Raw genomic sequence first — 18,209 nt, 5'->3', positions numbered from 1 at the left:
TCGTAAGGTTTTAAAGGGCTCAAGTCTTCACCCTGAAAGAAGATTTGACCATTGTCTACCGGGTAAAGCCCTGTTATCAGGTTAAAGACCGTCGTCTTCCCCGCCCCGTTTGGCCCAATAAGACCGACCAACTCGCCTTCTTGGACGGTGAGTGTAAAATTATGTACAGCCTTTACGCCACCGAAGGATTTATCGACGTTAAGGAGCTCAAGAAAGGCCATCGTTCCCACCCCTTTTTGATTTGGTGCGAACAAAAGAAAGGCCTTTAGATAAGTCCCATACCTCCCAAGAACCCATTATTCCCTCGGGCCTAAGCACCATTATAGCTACCAATATTCCTCCGTAGATTAGCATTCGGTATTGCGATATGGGACGGAATAACTCTACAACTAAAGTGATCACTGTTGAAGCCAAAAGCGTACCGCTCAAGGAACCCAATCCGCCAAAGACCACAACAGATGTGAGTTCCGTTGATTTCATCATGTCAAACATCACAGGCTGTATAAAAGTCATAAATCCTGCCATCAAAGCACCCGCTATACCGCAGTAAAAGCCCGATATGGCGAGGCTTAAAATTCTATAAAATGCAGTATTATAGCCCAGAAGCGATGCCGCCAGATAGTCATCGCGACATGCCTTAAAGGCCCTTCCGTAACGACTATTTATCAAATTGATCATCCCTATTGTCATGACGACAAGAAAGATCAAAGCCACCGGTAGCGTAGTAAACCCTTCAATGCCGGGATATCCTCTTGCTCCCTTTGTCAGGGATTGCCAGTTTTCCAGAATCAACCTTATCGATTCGACCAATCCTATGGAAGCAATGGCATAGTAGTCGCCCATTAACTTAAGGGTAGGTATGCCTATGAGATAGGCTATTGTCATGGAAATAACTCCGCCAGCTAAAATTGCCAAAAACCAATGGACACCGTATTGGACGGTAAGTATTGCCGTAGTATATGCGCCCAAAGCCATGTAGGCAGCGTGCCCCAAGGTAAATATTCCAGTGAAACCTGTAAGGAGCGAAACTCCCATTGCAGCTATAGAATTTATGCATAAAAGAATTATTATTCCGCCAAAATAGCCCATTTCATGCTATCCCCCTACACTTTTTCCAAGGGTTCTTTGCCGAACAAGCCGGTGGGCTTGACAAGCAAGGTTATGACCAAAAGTGAGAAGACCACCAAATCACGCAACTGACTGGATATGAAGCCTGCCGTTAACATTTCCGCAAGCCCCAATATGAGACTTCCAACGACCGCTCCAGGCAGAGAGCCAAGGCCGCCTACCACGGCGGCTACGAAGGCTTTTATCGTAATGGCTCCAAGTTGAGGATACAAAGTATAGCGAACGGAAAGAAATATCCCGCCCACTGCAGCCAAAACTCCCGCAACGAAAAACACTATGGATATGAGCATGTTTACGTTAACGCCCATCAAGCCGGCAGTCCTTAAGTCACAAGCGGCAGCCCTGATGGCCAGTCCCCATTTGCTCTTTTTGATAAAAAGTTGCAGCCCCGTCAAAAAAATCACGGCGACCACCATGGATAACAAGTCGAAGGCGCTCGTGGTCGTAATGCCGAAAAGACGAACGGGATTCGTTGGAATGACGGGCGGCAGCGCTCTAAAACGCCCACCAATGGTGACAACGAAGAGGTTTTCTATGACTATGCTCATCCCCAGCGAGGCGATCAAAAGGTAAAGTTTAATGTCAGTGCGCTCCCGTATGGGTCGATAAGCTATCCTTTCGGTCAAGACAGCCGCGATCCCCGTCGCTAAAAGTGCAAGAAAACCCCCAACCCATATATTGTTGCCCATGGATCTTAAGGCATAATAGCATGTGTAGCCTCCTATAACTATAAAACCTCCGTGAGCGAAGTTGGAGAAAAGCAAGATCGAATAAACAAGCGAATACCCCACGGCTATCAAGGCATATACCGACCCGAGAGAAATGCCGTTTATGAGCTGCTGTGCAAAAGTACCCAAGGATATCACTCCTTTATTTGGCGTATTGGCTTTTTATCATTGCTTTATTTAACAAAGGGAGGCGAAGAAGACACTTCACCTCCCTATTTTAACGCCAACTCCCACGCGCAAAAAGCGATTTGCGATTCTTCCTACTCCGGTTTTACCTTCATGAAGAACCTTGATTTCCCGTCCTTACACTCTAATATAACGGCATCTTTATCTTTAGGATTATGGTCTGCAGGATCGATCGTCAGCGTTGCGTGATTAAGCTGAACGCCACTCGTCGACTCGAGGGCATCTCGAATAGCTTTACGATCTGCTTTGCCCGCCCTTTCTACCGCATTTGCTACCCAGTGAACGGCATCATAGGCCAAGACTCCGTTGACGAATTCCTTGCATTCATCTTTGTACTTATCTTGATAAGCTGTGAAAAAGGGCTCCATTGCTGGATCTCCCGGGGCAACGTGGTTTACCCAGTAAGTACCTTCCATCGCATCGCCAGCGATTTCCCACATGAACTCGCCATAGCCGTCTCCGCCTATGATCAGTAGATCCTTCATTCCCAGCTCTCTGGCTTGTTTAATGGTAAGGGCCATCTCCTTGCCCATGTTTGGAAGGACCAATACGTCCGCACCCGAGTTTCTGATCTCGGTCAGCTGGGCCCTGAAATCCACGTCTACTCCGCCTCGAAAGCCTAAATCTGCTACCATTTGCCCACCATATTGCTCGAAATTCTTGATGAAGAATTCTCGCAAGCCTTGAGAATATTCGCTACCCACATCGTAAAGGATCGCCGCCTTTTTCTTTCCCATCTCACGAGCGGCAAAAAAGGCGAGAACCTTTCCCTGGTAGGGGTCCGTGAAGCATATCCTGAAAGAATAGGGGCGAACCTTTCCGCTTTCGTCCACGGTAACCAAGGGGTTTGTCGCTACGGTTGCAATTTGCGATACACCGGCACGATTGACGATCGGAGCCGTGGCTATATTGATACCGCTTGTGTTCGCTCCTATGATGACGTGGACTTTGTCTTGTTCTATCATCCTTCTAACTGCGTTTACCGCATCTTCGGCTCTGGTGCGAAAGTCGTATGGAACGATCTCGATCTTAATTCCCTTTACGCCGCCTTTAGCGTTAATTTCTTCCGCCGCCAATTGAGCTGCCTTCACCTCAGTTTGACCATAAGCCGCCCAATCACCCGTTAGCGCCGCCAAATAACCGATCTTGACCGTTCCCTGAGCTGTTGCCATGCCAACAGCCAACAACACAATTGCAATTACAACGCCTACAAATAACCCCTTTCGCAAGGACGATCACCCCCGCTTAATTTCATAATATTTTTCCATCTTAGAAGCAACTATTCAGAATTATAAACAGGAGGTTTTATTTTGTCAATATGACATACTATTGCACTGACATAGAATGTACGTGAATTTGGGACTTTTCAAAATGATAGGATCAAATCAGATTAAATAAAGAGACATTTCTGTATGTATATTTGATTCTTTAGTCAAAACTACACACATTAAGCAAAATAAGAGAACCTAATCGCCAATTTTGCCATTTAAGCATAAATATAATAAGGACTTATACAATTAAACTTCTCAATTACATGTTATGGGGTGGCCGCATTTCTTCTATGTCATAAAGGCCGGATGATATGGAAAGAGTCGTGCTAATCTCGCATTCAAGTAAGGGCGCAAGGTAATTTGCACCTCCAAGGACGAGCATGTAGCCGCGAGTCCGATCCTTGACGCTCATTTGATACTTCGGGGGCATGAGGTACCCGATTTCAAAAAGGCCTCTCATGTTATCATTTCGGCAATTCTTGACGGCCTCTATCACGGTCTCATACATGAAAGAAGGAAATGTCTTTATGGCTGCTGTCACGCATCCTCTCCCAGTGCGCATAGCCGAAGTTACGTCGGTAAACCCTCCCCTTATCAAAAGCTCACCGGGGCTTAAAGTGGTCCCCGAGTGAGAGATGATGTCGACGAAGCCCTTGCCCTCATAATTTTGCAACCTAAAAAGTCCTGTAGCAATTGTCTCTATGTGCACACCACAACGTCTCAAAACTACATCGTAGTTTGCAGAAGAAAGGCAAAGGATCGCCTTTTGCCCCTCAGGGACCCTGTAATTCCATATCCGTCGGCCCCCCTCTAGTATAGCCACTAAAGGTGATACTATAACGTTGGAATTTGATATCTCCTTCAATAAGGATAATGCTTCGTCAAACCTTTCTTCTGGCACAGAAGTGATGTTTACGATGACTTTTCCCTTGTTGGCGCAAAGGTCGAGATCGCTTTTCACTATGAGCATTTCCGTCTCCATGGAAGACATGCCTATCCTGTCGAAGACAAAAATGGCCCTGGCCTCTTCACTTCCATCCGGAGTTAGCAAGACTCCCTTTCTCCCCAAGCGCGTTACCAAGCCGTCTTTTTCTAAATTAGATAAATGATAGCGAATGGTTCTGTCATCCAAAGTGAACCCGCATTTGGCCAACTGATCCCTTAACTCCACAGAAGTTAACGGATCTTCGGAAAAATAAAGACTTCTCAATATCTCTATAACAGTGGGAGGATACTCCTCTAAGTTATCGCCAATTCGTATTTCCACCACATACCATCTCCGTAAACATCAATATATAAAGCTAATCGGAGGGTGCCGGAAGCTGCGCCTGACGCCCTCCGATTATTTATACGATTTATAAAACAACGCTACAAGGATTCTCTGAAATAACCTGCGTTACATGCCTGAAATACGAAGTCACCTTAACTTAAGGGATATATTCAGGCAGAAATTTCTTTTCAAGCTCTCGATATTTGTTAAAGCCCACCAATTCCTTAAATTCAGCAAATGGGACAACTAGGTCAGTCCTTCCTTCGGCAATGCCATCTTTTATCACATCGAGGTAATTCATCATGCCCTTTACGGCTGCAAATAAAGGACCTACAGGAATGCTCACTCGAGCAACCCCCATTTCTTTCAGTTCATCGATATCTATGAGCGGAGTCTTGCCGCCGCTCACGGCATCAAACAGATTGATACTGATCGGCGCCTTAATTTCTTTTACCAGCCTTATTATATCCTCTCTGGTGCGCGGTGCCTCAATGAATATCAAATCAGCACCGGCCTCTGCATAAGCATTACCCCGCTTTATAGCTTCTTCTACGCCACTTACTGCAATGGCATCAGTTCTGGCGTTAACGACAAAATCGGGATCCAACTTCTTTTTGACTTCTATGCATGCCTTTATTTTCAACACCATTTCTTCCATTGGAATGATTTGCTTTCCCTCAAGATGTCCGCAGCGCTTCGGAAATACTTGGTCTTCTATATTCATGCCTGCTGCACCGATTTTAATAAACTCCTCAGTCACTCGCATGGCATTTACTGCATTGCCAAAGCCCGTGTCCGCATCGACCATGACGGGTATATTTACCGCATCTATGATGTTTTTAGAAAAGTTTAAGGCCTCAGCGAAGGACAAAAAAGCCATATCCGGAAGCCCCAAATAGGTCGCCGAAAGCCCAAAACCACTTACCTGACAAGCCTTAAATCCCGCACGCTCTATGAGCTTGGCAGACATTACGTCATGCGCGCCAGGACAAACAAGGGCTTTCTTTTCCATGATCATATTCTTTAATAGCGTAGACTTTTTCATGCTGATAACCCCTCCAGGTTGATTTTTTTATTCATCATTTTTTCAATTATTAACGTTACGACGGCAAGAGCCAGCCCCACCGAGGAGTACAAATGATCCGGGAATAGCAATAGCAATCCTCCAAGAAAAAATACGATCCTAAAAACAGGGTTTAACTTGTTCTTTATATGCCCGAAAAATCCGTAAGCCATAGAGATTGCTCCCAAAAATCCCGTCACAGCACAAATCAAGATCTCCATTGAAGCGCCTCGACCTACAAAGGCCGGATTCCACACGAAGAAGAATGGCATTATGAAGGCAACGGCACCCAGCTTCATCGCGTTAATTCCGGTTTTAAACCAATCTCCCTTAGAAATACCGGCCGCGACTATAGCTTGAGTACAAGTGGGAGGCGTAATCCCTCCGAGCAAAGACCAGTAAATGAAGAATAGGTGCAATGCTACCTCATCTGCACCAAGCTTTAGCAGTGGGGGCGCAAGGATGGAAAGGGAAAGTACATAAGTGGGAACGACGGGAAGCGATGTGCCAAGAAGAAAAGGAACGATTGTGCCGATCATGAGGGCGATGATGAAATTGTCTCTTCCAACTTCCATGATCAAACTGCTTATCTTTGGAGCGATGCCCGTTATGCCAACCATGTTGACCAAAATGCTCACAGATACCAAGATGGGAACGATCCTCGCAAGACTTACACCGCCGTCGTACAATGCATCAAGCATGTTGCGAAGACTTGCCCTTATCCCTTTCACCGGTATATCGGTTATAAGCATAAGTATTATGGTAGAAAGGCAGGTATAAAAACCCGCAGTGAGAAGCGGCCTTCCAACGGCTATCAATCCCAACAAAATAGCTATCGGAATTACAAGACAGGAAAGTCGCCTGAAAGTCAGTATATCTTTCCAATTCGGGATTTCGTCTTCCGGTATGGGAGCCAACCCCAGCCTTTCAGTCATAAATTGTACGCCGGCATAAATGCTAGTGTAATAAAGTACGCAAGGGATAATAGCATAACCTATGATCTTTAAATAAGATATCCCCAAAAACTCAGACATCATAAAGGCAGCGATGCTCATTATAGGCGGAGTTATGCCGCCGCCCGTCGAGGCAACAGCCTCAACGCCTCCGGCAAAGTCAGCAGGATACCCCAGTTTTTTCATCATTGGAATAGTGTAATTTCCAGTCACCGCGACATTTGCCACGCCGCTACCCGATATGCTTCCAAAAAGCGCGCTGGCCACAATGGCTGCTTTAGCAGGACCTCCACTCCATTTGCCAGTAAGGGCAAAGGCGATGTCTATAAAGGTCTTTCCTCCGCCTCCTGCAGACAGCAACGATCCGAATATTATAAAAAGCGAGATGAACGTTGCTGACATGGCTGTTACGCTTCCATATATACCCAACGGTGAGAAGTAAATAGAATTTACGACAAACTTCCACGACAAGCCCCTCAATTTCCACATGCCGGGGAATATATAACCGAACAGCGCATAAAATATCAACCCGATTACGATGATAGGAATGGCCCACCCGACGGCCCTTCTAGTGGCATCTAAAACGACGATGGCAAGCGCGATGCCGAGCAACAAATCGATTGTTCTTGCACTTCCGGGGTACATGTATATCTGAAGAGTCTTTAAATATATGTTTATATTCGCCGCAATGATGATGAGCAGTTCAACAATATCTAAAGTAGTTAACTTGTTTTCACGATATCTCTTAGAAAAGGGAAACACTAAAACGGCAAGCGACAATCCGATGCCGACATGGATAGCTCTCAGCTGCAAATCAAGCAAATGAAGGAATATGGGTACGGTTAACTGTACCACAGAAAGCGCGACTGCTGTCCAAAAAATGATGGAAGTCTTTATATCGGGAGCATCAATATTATCTTTAGTAGTCATGATAAACTGTTAATCCCCCTTTATTTTAGGCACATTTACGGCAGCCGACGAAAGTACTTAGAAATTAAAAATGTAACGTCGGCTGCCAAACCTGTCTTAGCTACTTCTGCCTACTTTTTGTACTCAGGTGGAATAAACCTTTCAGGGACTTCTACGCCCCTCTCTTGAGCATAACGTACCAAGCCTGCATGGGCGTAAATTTCTCCGCCGGGAGGAACGTTTTCAAAGAAATCGGCTACCGGGTCCCATCCCTTTATGGCAGGATATGCCGATGCTACTTCTTCGAGACCTTCGACATAAGCTTTTACGATCTCATATCCCACTTCTTCGGGCAACCTTGTTGAAGCTACGGCACCAACTATTGCACACTCTTCCACGACTGGTCCTACGTCAGGCAGTTGCTTAATTTTGCCCTTCGGTGTCTCCAAGAAAATCATGTAAGGATAGCGTTCCCTTATTTTTGCCACGTCGTCCTCGCTATATCCAATGACCGTGACGGGAAGAGTCAAGTTAACTTCGATCATTGAGGCATCTAAGCTGTCCAGTGGAGATGTCTTTTGCAATCCGACTATAGCGCCGTTTTTTAGGGCATCGATGGCATCGCCGTAAGCTGCGGGAATGAGCTGTATACCAGCACTCAAGAGTTCGTTGAACTTACGAATATACTCTGCCGATGCGGAACCGGGAATGCCGGGGCTGAATTTTTTGCCCTTCAGCTCGGTAAATGTGGTGACTCCTGAATCCTTCCTCACGTACAGGCGATCAGCGGTGATGTTGCGCATAAAAAGCCACCGGATGTCTCCCCACTGCTCTTTTTCAAAGGTATCCATGCCTTTTACCATTTGAAAAGCGGAAGGCAGGTCAACACATAGTGCGAAATCAAAAACCCCTTCCTTGATCTTACGCAAGTTGTCTAATGCTGCACCGCTTTCAATAACAGTAACCTGGATATCGTTTTCGGCCTTGTTTACCACATTTGCAGTCGCGACGCACCAAGCATATACTCCCGAAGTAGATGAAGTGCTTCCCATGTTGAGATAATGTTTCTGAGCCATCGCTGGCGAAGTTAAAAGAAGTGCGAACATAACAACGAAGACAATCCAAAATCCTCTCTTTCTCATACTTTCCTCCTCCTTTTAATATGATATTTTTATATTGCTTCCAAACTTAAGCAAAAAATCCTACCCTTTTAACTACCCTATAGCCTAAATGCTGTTTACTTTCATTTTTACAATTTTTTTATAAAGGACGATTATTTTTCGCCCGAATTAGATCAGATTAATTGGCTTTCTTGATAAAATCGCCGTGTTTCTTTAAAAATGACACCAATCCACCCTCTTTTAAGATGTCTTTCATGATGGCAGGCATCGGTTCCATTGAAATCTCTTTATTGCGGGTGACGTTAAAAACAATTCCTTTTTCTAGGTCAATCTCCAATTCGTCACCTTTGTTAATTTCATCCGTATCGCAAATCAAGGCTGGAAGTCCGATATTGATTGCATTTCTAAAAAATATCCTCGCAAAGGACTTCGCCAAAACAGCTGAAATGCCCGATTCTCTTATCGCAACGGGTGCTTGTTCTCTGGAAGAACCGCAGCCGAAGTTTCTTCCTGCCACGACTACATCTCCGGGTTTTACTTTTTTGTAAAAATCAGGATCGATATCCTCGAACAAATGAGTTGCCAGATCGCTTAAGTTTAACGTTTTGGTGTATTTGCCCGCTATAATGTAGTCAGTATTGATGTCATCTCCAAACTTGTGGGCCCGTCCTTTTAATGAAAAGTCGCTCATCTGTTATCACCTTTCTTTTAGATCGGTTCAGTGTAAGTATTTTCTCGGGTCAGCTATTTTCCCCTCGATCGCGGAAGCGGCACATGTCGCGGGAGAGGCCAAATATATATTTGATTTATTGTTTCCCATACGGCCTTTAAAGTTTCTGTTTGCGGTAGATATCACGTTTTCACCGTCTCCCGGGACACCTAAGTGGGTCCCCGGGCAAGGCCCACAGCCCGGCGGGATTATAGTAGCTCCTGCTTCGAGCAAGGAGGAAATGACGCCTTCTTTGGTTGCTTCAATCAAAATTCGCCTGGAAGCAGGACAAACGAGGAGTCTCACGTCCTTGTGAACACGACGGCCGCCTAAAATCGCCGCTGCTTCTTTTAAATCTTCCAGGCGCCCGTTGGTGCATGTTCCTATAAAGACTTGTTGAATTGGAGTGCCAATTGCATCTGTAATGGGGTGAACGTTGTCAACGGTGTGAGGAAAGGCGACTTGGGGTTCCAGCTTTGCCGCGTCAATGCGAAGGACGTCGATGAAATAAGCATCTTCATCGCTTTTCTGAGGAACAAAAGAGCGAGATGAACGATTGCGGACCCATTCAAGGGTTTTGGCATCGGGTGCCACTATTCCACCCTTTGCGCCAGCCTCTATGGCCATGTTGCACAAAGTCATCCTTTCTCCCATGGGCATGTCATCGATACATTCGCCAGCAAATTCAATGCAAAGGTAGTCCGCTCCGTCCGATTTTAATAAGCCGATAATATGAAGGATAAGATCTTTCGGATATACACCTTGCTGCAACTTGTTGTCTATTGCCAGTTTAATCGTATGAGGAACTTTCAACCATAGCTTTCCCGTTAGCAAAACACCGCTTGCATCGGTCGATCCAATGCCGAAAGAAAAAGCTCCCACCGCGCCGTAAGTGCATGTGTGGGAATCCGTCCCAAGGGCGATGTCGCCCGGAAGAACTAATCCTTTTTCTAACACCAGTTGATGGCAAATGCCCTCACCTACGTCAAAAAGCTGTATGCCTTGCTCCTTTGCAAAGCTTCGCAACATGTCATGCAAACCGCTGACTCTTTCGTTGGGGCTTGGCGTAGCGTGGTCCAAGACGAAAACGACTTTGGTCGGATCCCATACACGATCCTTTTCGAACTCCTTGAAAGCCTTTATGGCAAGGGGGCCCGTAGAGTCGTGACACATTAACATATCGACGGGCACTACGCAGAAATCTCCAGCCTTTACTTCTTCGCCTAGGTGCTTGGAAATGATCTTTTCCACAATCGTTTTTCCCACGTCTATGCACTCCTGTCGTTTTACTATCTTAAAATAAACGTTACGCGAGTCAAAGTACTGTACAATGATTAAAAAGGATTTAATGAAGAAAAATGTTTAAAGCATGCAAGATTGGAAATCAATTTCCATAAGTCAATAAAAAAATACCACGTATAAATTTTTTGTCAATAGCAAAACAACCTGTTCTTCGCAAATATATCTTAATGTTATAGGCGTTACTTGAGCTAACTGAGAAACAATAAATAGCTAAGTAAATAAATAATTCTTATATTACCTTTCCGGTTTTTATTTGCTCTCTCCGAGGCAGGATTTCAGGATTCATCATTTAAGAAAACCCCAATTAGTTTAATGATTCGTTCAAAGGAAAAGCCAAACAGGGTATGGCCAATTATCATAATGATGTTACTTTCTTTATAATGCTGTATGAAAGATACGGCAGAATTTTTTCACAATTTGTCTTCTCTTTGAATATTGACTAAATATAATATGCATGATAAGCTTTTTGCTGAGTGGAAATAGGTATCCGTTATTTATTACTTATGTACGAAAAGCATTACGACGCGATCGGAGGGATCGAATTGGAAAAAATTTCATTGTTAGTATCTACTGGGAACTTGGGCGATAACATCATCGAAGAGGGATCTTTCAACGAAGGGCTTAAGCGCCAAATTGATTGCTTTGCCGCAGACGCTGGGACTGCTGATGCAGGTCCAACATTCTTGGGCGCCGACATGCCTCACAACCCAATCGAGTGGGAAGAACACGACTTAGAGCTTCTTTTAGTGGAAAGCAGAAAAAGAAACGTTCCCATGATCGTCGGTTCATGCAGCACCACCGGGACCGATAAGACGGTTGACAGGTACGCAGATATTATAAGAAGGCTGGCCAAGAAACACAAGCTGGAACCCTTCAAAATGGCTTTAATTTACTCACAAGTCAACAAAGACGAACTCAAAAAAAGGCTAAAAGACATCGAACCTCTTGATGCCCCCTACGAACTCACCGAGGAAATCTTAGACCAAACTACAAACGTCACGGCATCCATGGGCGTAGAACAAATAATTCATGCCTTGGAGCAAGGCGCAAATGTAATACTGGCAGGCAGAGCCTGTGATGACGCCGTTTTAGCCGCTTATCCCATCTTTAAGGGATTTCCCAGGGGCATAAGCTTGCACATGGGCAAGGCGGCGGAATGTGCATCCTTGGTTTGCTGGCCTCAGATGGTCAAAGAGTCCATCATAGCGACCGTCACCAAGGAATACTTCTCCATCGAACCGATGCACCCGGCGCAACGTGCAACGCCTCACAGCGTCGCCGCTCACTCCATGTACGAAAGGACAAACCCCTTTGTGCAAGGTGTGCCTGGTGGCATTCTTGACATGCACGAATGCGAGTATGTGGCGGAAACGGACCGCATCACTAGAGTTTATGGCAGTAAATTTCTCCCTTCACCCGATGGCTCTTATAAAGTTAAACTTGAAGGGGCCGGAGAGGTAGGCTACAGGGTTTACCATTTGGTAGGCATAAGGGATACAAGGGCCATAGCTAACATAGACCAGATCTTAAAAGATACTCGAGCAAAAGTTTCCGATATAATAGGCCCCCACAGAGACAAAGACTACGATCTCTACTTCCATGTTTACGGCAAAAACGCGATCATGAAAGATTTTGAACCTCAAGAACAAATTACAAGCCACGAACTTGCCATCGTCATAGAGGCCATATCTAAAGACGAAGAGTTGGCCACTTCCGTCGCGAAGTGTGCGAAATTCCGTTTCTTCTACATGAGCTATCCGGGACAGATGAATGCATCTGGAGGATCAGTCGCTTTGTTGACGGACGAACCTCTATATCCCAGGAATAAATGCTACAGATGGACGATAGACCATCTCTTGCGCTTAGATGATCCTTTGGATGACAAGATATTCAGGTTTTCCTTTGAAACAGTAAGGGGAAAGTAAAAATGGGCTCGGCCGTTAACATAAAAGATACGCTGCTTTGTAAATTAGCCGATTATTACGCGTCGATTTCGTACGATGACATCCCGCTTGAGGTTATAAATAAGGCCAAACGTTCGTTAGTCGACTTATTGGGCGAGCTTGCCGCCGGTTTTTTCGTCGGCGAATTAGCCAAAGCGGTTAATCCTTATCTTGTAGAACTTGGCGGCAAAGAAGAATCGACGTTGCTTTGCATTGGCAAAAAGATGCCTGCCATGAACGCAGCCCTTGGCATGGGTGTAATGTCTCACGCCATAGAACTCGACGACGGACACAGATGGGGAACGTCACATCCTGCCGTGGCCATAATACCTGCCGTTTTGGCAATGGCCGAGAGGGAAAAAAGCTCCTTCGCCGAAATTCTTTTAGCCATAGTCATCGGTTACGACATGATGCTTCGAGCGGCAAGAGCGATAAACCCTGCACACCTTAAAAGAGGATTTCACTCAACGGGAACGTGTGGAGCTCTCGGAGCTGCAGCGGCATGCGCGAAACTTTTAGGATTGGATTCGACGGAAACGGCATACGCCATATCCATGGGAGGCCTTCAAAGCGCAGGATTACAAGAAATGCTTCACGACCATCCGGGCGTAAAGCCGCTTCAACCGGGAAAGGCTGCTGCTGCAGGTGTCCTTTCAGCCGACCTGGCGAAGCGCGGAGCAAAGGCTCCGAGAACTCTGTTTGAGGGTGAACACGGTTGGCTCAAGGCAATGTGCGACTCGGATTATTCCGAAGAAGCCCTGGTTGGTGATCTGGGCTCGCGATTTGAGATTCTTTACACCTACACGAAACTTTATCCAACTTGCAGACATTGTCATGCCGCCATAGACCTGGCACGAGAAGCCAGGGAAACGCTGTACTGTGACCCGGCAGATATAGAATCCATCGAAGTCAAAACTTACAGGCTTGGCATCGTGGAAGTTGGCCGGATACAGGTGCCAAAGACCCAGCAAGAGGCTATGTTTAGCCTGCCCTTTGCCGTAGCAATAGCGTTGACTCGAGGAAACGTCACGCTACAAGACTATACACCTGAGACGTTAAGTGATCCGAAGCTCATCTCCTTGGCAGAAAAAGTTCGTGTAATAGAAGATGAAAAATTAAATGACCTGTACCCCGAAGAAAGGGGTGCTCACATGAAAGTAGTTTTAAAGGACGGAAGAAGCTTTGAAAAATACATCCCCGTTGCCAAGGGAGAACCGGAAAATCCGGTAAGCGACGGAGACCTCAAGGAAAAATTAGAAGCAATGTTATCACCTTATTATCCGAAAGAGTTTTTAGAGGACCTATGGCAAATAGTGATAGAAAAAGAGACTGAAAAGCAGAGTTTCGATGATATCATTGAACACTTTGGGAGGTATTGTTCATGAAGACAAAAAATATTTGTGATTTGGCGCGAACTGTAAGGAGCAAAAATGCCGGAAGCTTCATGATAACCCTTGAAATCATATTCGACGATAGGGAAATTTACGAAAAGGTCAAAAAAAGCGGAGTCATCACCAGGGAAGCGATAGCTAAAGCTTATAACGTTGAACCTGAAAAGATCTTAGATTTCATGTTCTTTGATCCCGGCATGGGAATTAAAGCCAACTATCGACGTCCGATAGCAAGTGGCGGCCCGTCTGAAACTGACGTTTACGGCTGTCAGCAGTATGCTCCCCTCTTTTCGCTTGAAATACCCTGGGAGGAGTAACAATGAGCAAGACCATCGCCGAAACTTTGGCAGATTTCATACATGACGCAACTTACGAAAATTTGCCAAAAGAGGTTATCCATCAGGCTAAACGATGCCTGATGGATACTTGCGGAGCCATCATAGCCGGAAGTTTTCACTCAAAGTCCGGCAAGGTCGCGCAAAGTTACGCAAAGACTCTGGAAGAGCCACAAACCGCAACCATAATAGGGACCACCCTAATGCGGTCTCCTCAAACGGCTGCCTTTGCAAATGGCATCGCAGCACACGCCCTTGAGCTGGACGACGGCTCAAGGCATGCGACCTACCATCCGGGGTCCTCCATCGTACCGGCGTCGCTTGCCATATGCGAGGCCGAAGGAAAAACTGCTCAAGACTTGATCACCGCTATAGCGGTTGGCTATGAGGTATCGATAAGGATCGGAAAGTCGATGAACCCTCACCACTACCTTCGAGGATTCCATCCTACAGGAACGATTGCTCACTTTGGCACGGCAGCTGCCTGTAGCAAAGTCTTAGGCCTTAACATCGAAGAAATAACCAATGCCCTAGGGCTTGCCGGAAGCTTGGCCTCTGGCATAAATCAATACGAAATTGACGGTTCTCTGGTAAAACATTTACATCCAGGAAACGCGGCAAGAAACGGAATCTTGACTGCACTATTGGCCAAGGAAGGCCTAACAGGTCCAAAGGGCATAATCGAGGGACGCCTTGGTTTTTGCCACTGTTTTTCCGATGAATACGATATTTCTTCCATCACGGAAGGTTTAGGAGCCCAATATGATATATTATCCATTTACTTCAAGCCTTACCCATCCTGCAGATACGTCCATTATGCCAACGAAGCCACTTTAAACATCCTGAAGGAACATCCCTTGACCCCAGATGACATTGACCAAATCCACATCCTAACGCACAAAAACGCCAAGCAGGGCTCTGACATCCCCGATTACCAAACGGTCTTACACGCACGCTTGAGCATCCAGTACGGAATAGCTTCCATATTAGTCAGGGGCAAGGCGGGGCTTCAAGAATACACAGAAGATGCGATAAAAGACCCGAGGGTGCGCGAAATTGCAAGGAAGATAACCATAGAAATCGATCCTGAAATTCAAAAGCTCTATCCAAATCCCAGGAGCATGATCGTAGAAATCAAAGATAAAAAGGGCAATGTCTATTCTTCTCGCGTGGATTATCCAAAGGGAGATCCCGAAAATCCCATGACAGACGATGAATTGATCGAAAAATTCGTCGATGTGACAGGACAAGTCATCTCGAAGGAAAGTCAAGCCAAGGTCATAGAAAATACGCTACGCATTGCACCTGACGCCAGGGTCAAAGAAATGATGAAGCTTTTTAGGTTTGAAGCCTGAGAGCATGCAGAAGAGTCCTTCTTAAACGATTAACTGATAACTTTTAACTTTGCGCTGCCGAAGCAATAACCGACTTGCAAACTTTAAAAGGCTTGCAAGCAATAAATTTCAATAATTTAATAATAAAGAGGGGGAAATGATATGTCAGAAAAACAAACAATGAGCCGACGACTATCCGAATTCGCAGTCAATCTAAAATACGAGGACATTCCTTCCGAGGTAATGGAACACCTTAAAAACGTCGTACTAGACGGCTACGGATGCGGACTTTTCGGATCCACCACTCCATGGATGAAGATCTACAAAGACGTCTTAACTGCGAGAACGGATCGAAAAGAAGCGTCTTTATGGGGAACGGGCGAAAAAACTTCGGTTACGGCTGCCATGATGATCAACGGATCGGCCATAAACTCCTTCGAGCTGGACGATACGCATACAGACGGGATAATCCACGTTTCCACAGGTGTTTTAGGATGCGTTACCTCCTTTGCCGAGATGCTTGAAAACGTAAGCGGAAAGGACTTTTTGGTTGCTACAGCCCTGGCCTACGAGATAGCCTGCCGCGTAGCCGCCCCGATCGGCATGGAGCTGGCCCACCAAGGCTTTAACAATACCGGAACGACATGCGTATTTGGTTCAACAGCCGGAGTAGGAAAACTGCTCGGATTAAACGCAGAACAAATGCAACATGCCATGGGCATTGCTGGAAACTGGGCAAGCGGCTTGCAAGCGGTACAGTTCGCGGCAATGGCAAAAAGAATTGTGCCTTCTAAATCTTCCGAAGGTGCAATCGTTGGAGCCTTGCTTGCAAAAGAAGGCTTTACCGGCATCGAAGACGTCCTAGAAAACGAATTCGGCGGATTTTACCACTGCTTCACCGATAGGATATATGACGAAGAGCGCACCTGCGGGGACCTTGGCGATCGTTGGGAACTCATGGGAATTGGCCTGAAATTCTACTCCACTTGCAGAAGCAAACATACGACGATAGACGGCTTGAGGAAATTCAGGGCAGAGCACCCGGACATAAAGCCTGAAGACATTAAAAAAGTTGTTGTTCACACGACATCTATAACCCGAAAATACTCCGTTGACGTAGACGACATCAAAAGCGTAGTTTCTGCACAGCTGAGCCATCCTTACGTATGTGCAGTTACGCTCTTAGAAGGAAATGCCTTTATCGACCAATTTACCGAAGACAAGATCAAAGATCCCAAGATACTGGAGTTCGCAAGAAAGGTAGAAGTCATTGACGATCCTGAGATAGAAAAATTACCAAGGGCACTGCGCTACACCGTAAAGATAGACATCCATCTAAATGACGGACGCGTATTCAACCTGGAGGTAAATTACCCCAAAGGGCATCCCAAAAATCCCTTTACAAAAGAAGAGCTCCTATGGAAGTTCAAAACTCTGGGCTACAATGCAATCCCCAACGACAAAAAACTCGATGAGATTGCCGATACGCTATTTAACCTCGAGGAAGTTGAAAACGTCAGAGACTTTGTGGATCTTTTAAGAAAAGATTAGCTTAAAAATTTTGGCAAAAGAGGATTACTGCTCTAAAGATACATACTTACAATACGAATATTTTAAATTATCTATTTAGCGATTTATACGGTATAGACGTGGTTTTTTCATAATTTACCAAAGAACAATCCTCTTTTGCCATCCTAAACCCAGGAACAATACAAATTGATGTAGGCCTAATTTTTGGGTGCTCACGAATATCCAAATATAAGGAGGGATAGGAATTGAAGCGAAGGAAGGTTCTTTTATTAATTGCAACATTTGTTTCCCTCTGTCTGCTCGGAGCAACGTTGGGTTATGCAGCAGACATGGTAATTTTGGAAGGTAGCCCCTCAGAAGTAGGCGCCAAGTGGGGGGAAATTAATCGTGATTCTATCCTTGAAGCATATAACTCCTTCATGACTAAGGCAGAAGGCAAAGAAGAACAACTTAGACGCTTCGCCAAGCTTTCGATAGACCTCTCAAAAGAGATTAAATGTTCGTATTGGATAGAAGAACTGAACGCGATTGCCGATGCAGTTGGAATCGATAGGGAACTTTACATAGCTTTTACCTTTGGAAGATACAGGGACCTTGCCCTTTTATACGAAAGCTCCGGATGCACTTCCTTCGCCATAGCTCCACCGGCGACCAAAGGTGGACAGATAATTTTTCATAAGACAAGGGAAACCGCTAAGGATTTGCAGTCTGCCTATCTCAAAAAAATTACCAGCGTTCCAAAGGGAGATAAAAAACCTTACAAATTCTTTGGCTCTATGGGTACGGCAGATACGGGAGTGTCATTCTTTGTAAATGAGAAAGGACTTGCCGGAGGTGCCGACGTGCCTGCGCAATGGCAACACAAGGAATGGTACGTAGGAGAATACGAAGGAGAGTTTCCCCATGTAGATCCCCCAAAATACGATGGATTTATGAATCACTACGTCCCTCGCTACATAGCAGAACACTGCAAAGACGTCGATGAGGCCAAGGCGGTCATGCATTCCTTTGCCGAAAAAGGATACCTGGCCAGCGG

Annotated in this window: 16 protein-coding genes; 6 read left to right on the top strand and 10 right to left on the bottom strand. The window is 45.5% G+C overall.

Features of this window, described 5'->3' with window-relative positions:
- The 10 genes from Q7P41_RS05460 to Q7P41_RS05415 all read right to left on the bottom strand — a co-directional run.
- A partial coding sequence (locus tag Q7P41_RS05460; RefSeq protein WP_303882774.1) for an ATP-binding cassette domain-containing protein occupies positions 1–221 on the bottom strand: 221 nt, incomplete at its 3' end.
- The gene (locus tag Q7P41_RS05455) at positions 208–1,089 is read right to left on the bottom strand and encodes a branched-chain amino acid ABC transporter permease (RefSeq protein ID WP_303882773.1); all 882 of its coding nucleotides are present in this window, start codon (positions 1,087–1,089) and stop codon (positions 208–210) included. The genes Q7P41_RS05455 and Q7P41_RS05460, both read right to left, overlap by 14 nt.
- 14 nt (positions 1,090–1,103) lie before the next feature.
- Entirely contained in the window at positions 1,104–1,985 is an 882-nt protein-coding gene (locus Q7P41_RS05450) for a branched-chain amino acid ABC transporter permease (RefSeq protein WP_303882772.1), read from the bottom strand.
- A 131-nt stretch (positions 1,986–2,116) separates the two neighbouring features.
- Positions 2,117–3,271, bottom strand: a complete 1,155-nt coding sequence (locus Q7P41_RS05445) for an ABC transporter substrate-binding protein (protein WP_303882771.1) — start codon at positions 3,269–3,271, stop codon at positions 2,117–2,119.
- 301 nt (positions 3,272–3,572) lie between these two features.
- On the bottom strand, positions 3,573–4,580 hold the full coding sequence (locus Q7P41_RS05440) for a DUF128 domain-containing protein (RefSeq protein WP_303882770.1): 1,008 nt from the start codon (positions 4,578–4,580) through the stop codon (positions 3,573–3,575).
- A 160-nt stretch (positions 4,581–4,740) separates the two neighbouring features.
- On the bottom strand, positions 4,741–5,628 hold the full coding sequence (locus tag Q7P41_RS05435; RefSeq protein ID WP_303882768.1) for an oxaloacetate decarboxylase: 888 nt from the start codon (positions 5,626–5,628) through the stop codon (positions 4,741–4,743).
- A complete protein-coding gene (locus Q7P41_RS05430; protein WP_303882767.1) occupies positions 5,625–7,529 on the bottom strand; it encodes a TRAP transporter fused permease subunit in 1,905 nt (634 codons plus the stop codon). Before Q7P41_RS05430 ends, Q7P41_RS05435 begins: the two co-directional genes overlap by 4 nt.
- 110 nt (positions 7,530–7,639) lie before the next feature.
- On the bottom strand, positions 7,640–8,650 hold the full coding sequence (locus Q7P41_RS05425) for a TAXI family TRAP transporter solute-binding subunit (RefSeq protein ID WP_303882765.1): 1,011 nt from the start codon (positions 8,648–8,650) through the stop codon (positions 7,640–7,642).
- A gap of 157 nt (positions 8,651–8,807) precedes the next feature.
- Positions 8,808–9,320 (bottom strand): 3-isopropylmalate dehydratase small subunit, encoded by a 513-nt coding sequence (locus Q7P41_RS05420; RefSeq protein WP_303882764.1) that lies wholly within the window; start codon positions 9,318–9,320, stop codon positions 8,808–8,810.
- Between the two features lie 27 nt (positions 9,321–9,347).
- On the bottom strand, positions 9,348–10,604 hold the full coding sequence (locus Q7P41_RS05415) for a 3-isopropylmalate dehydratase large subunit (RefSeq protein ID WP_369693140.1): 1,257 nt from the start codon (positions 10,602–10,604) through the stop codon (positions 9,348–9,350).
- A gap of 578 nt (positions 10,605–11,182) precedes the next feature.
- Here Q7P41_RS05415 and Q7P41_RS05410 point away from each other — a divergent pair.
- From Q7P41_RS05410 to Q7P41_RS05385, 6 genes are all read left to right on the top strand, one after another.
- On the top strand, positions 11,183–12,565 hold the full coding sequence (locus Q7P41_RS05410; protein ID WP_303882763.1) for an acyclic terpene utilization AtuA family protein: 1,383 nt from the start codon (positions 11,183–11,185) through the stop codon (positions 12,563–12,565).
- 2 nt (positions 12,566–12,567) lie between these two features.
- Complete coding sequence (locus Q7P41_RS05405) at positions 12,568–13,968, top strand: MmgE/PrpD family protein (protein ID WP_303882762.1); 1,401 nt, start codon at positions 12,568–12,570, stop codon at positions 13,966–13,968.
- Entirely contained in the window at positions 13,965–14,291 is a 327-nt protein-coding gene (locus Q7P41_RS05400; RefSeq protein ID WP_303882761.1) for a DUF4387 domain-containing protein, read from the top strand. Before Q7P41_RS05405 ends, Q7P41_RS05400 begins: the two co-directional genes overlap by 4 nt.
- A 2-nt stretch (positions 14,292–14,293) precedes the next feature.
- A complete protein-coding gene (locus tag Q7P41_RS05395) occupies positions 14,294–15,664 on the top strand; it encodes an MmgE/PrpD family protein (RefSeq protein ID WP_303882760.1) in 1,371 nt (456 codons plus the stop codon).
- A gap of 141 nt (positions 15,665–15,805) precedes the next feature.
- Complete coding sequence (locus Q7P41_RS05390) at positions 15,806–17,194, top strand: MmgE/PrpD family protein (RefSeq protein WP_303882758.1); 1,389 nt, start codon at positions 15,806–15,808, stop codon at positions 17,192–17,194.
- Positions 17,195–17,418: 224 nt separating this feature from the next.
- Positions 17,419–18,209 (top strand): hypothetical protein (locus Q7P41_RS05385; protein ID WP_303882757.1); only part of this gene is annotated, 791 nt, incomplete at its 3' end.

The sequence above is a fragment of the Acetomicrobium mobile genome, from assembly GCF_937920065.1.
This window is presented reverse-complemented; position numbering and strand designations above follow the sequence as displayed.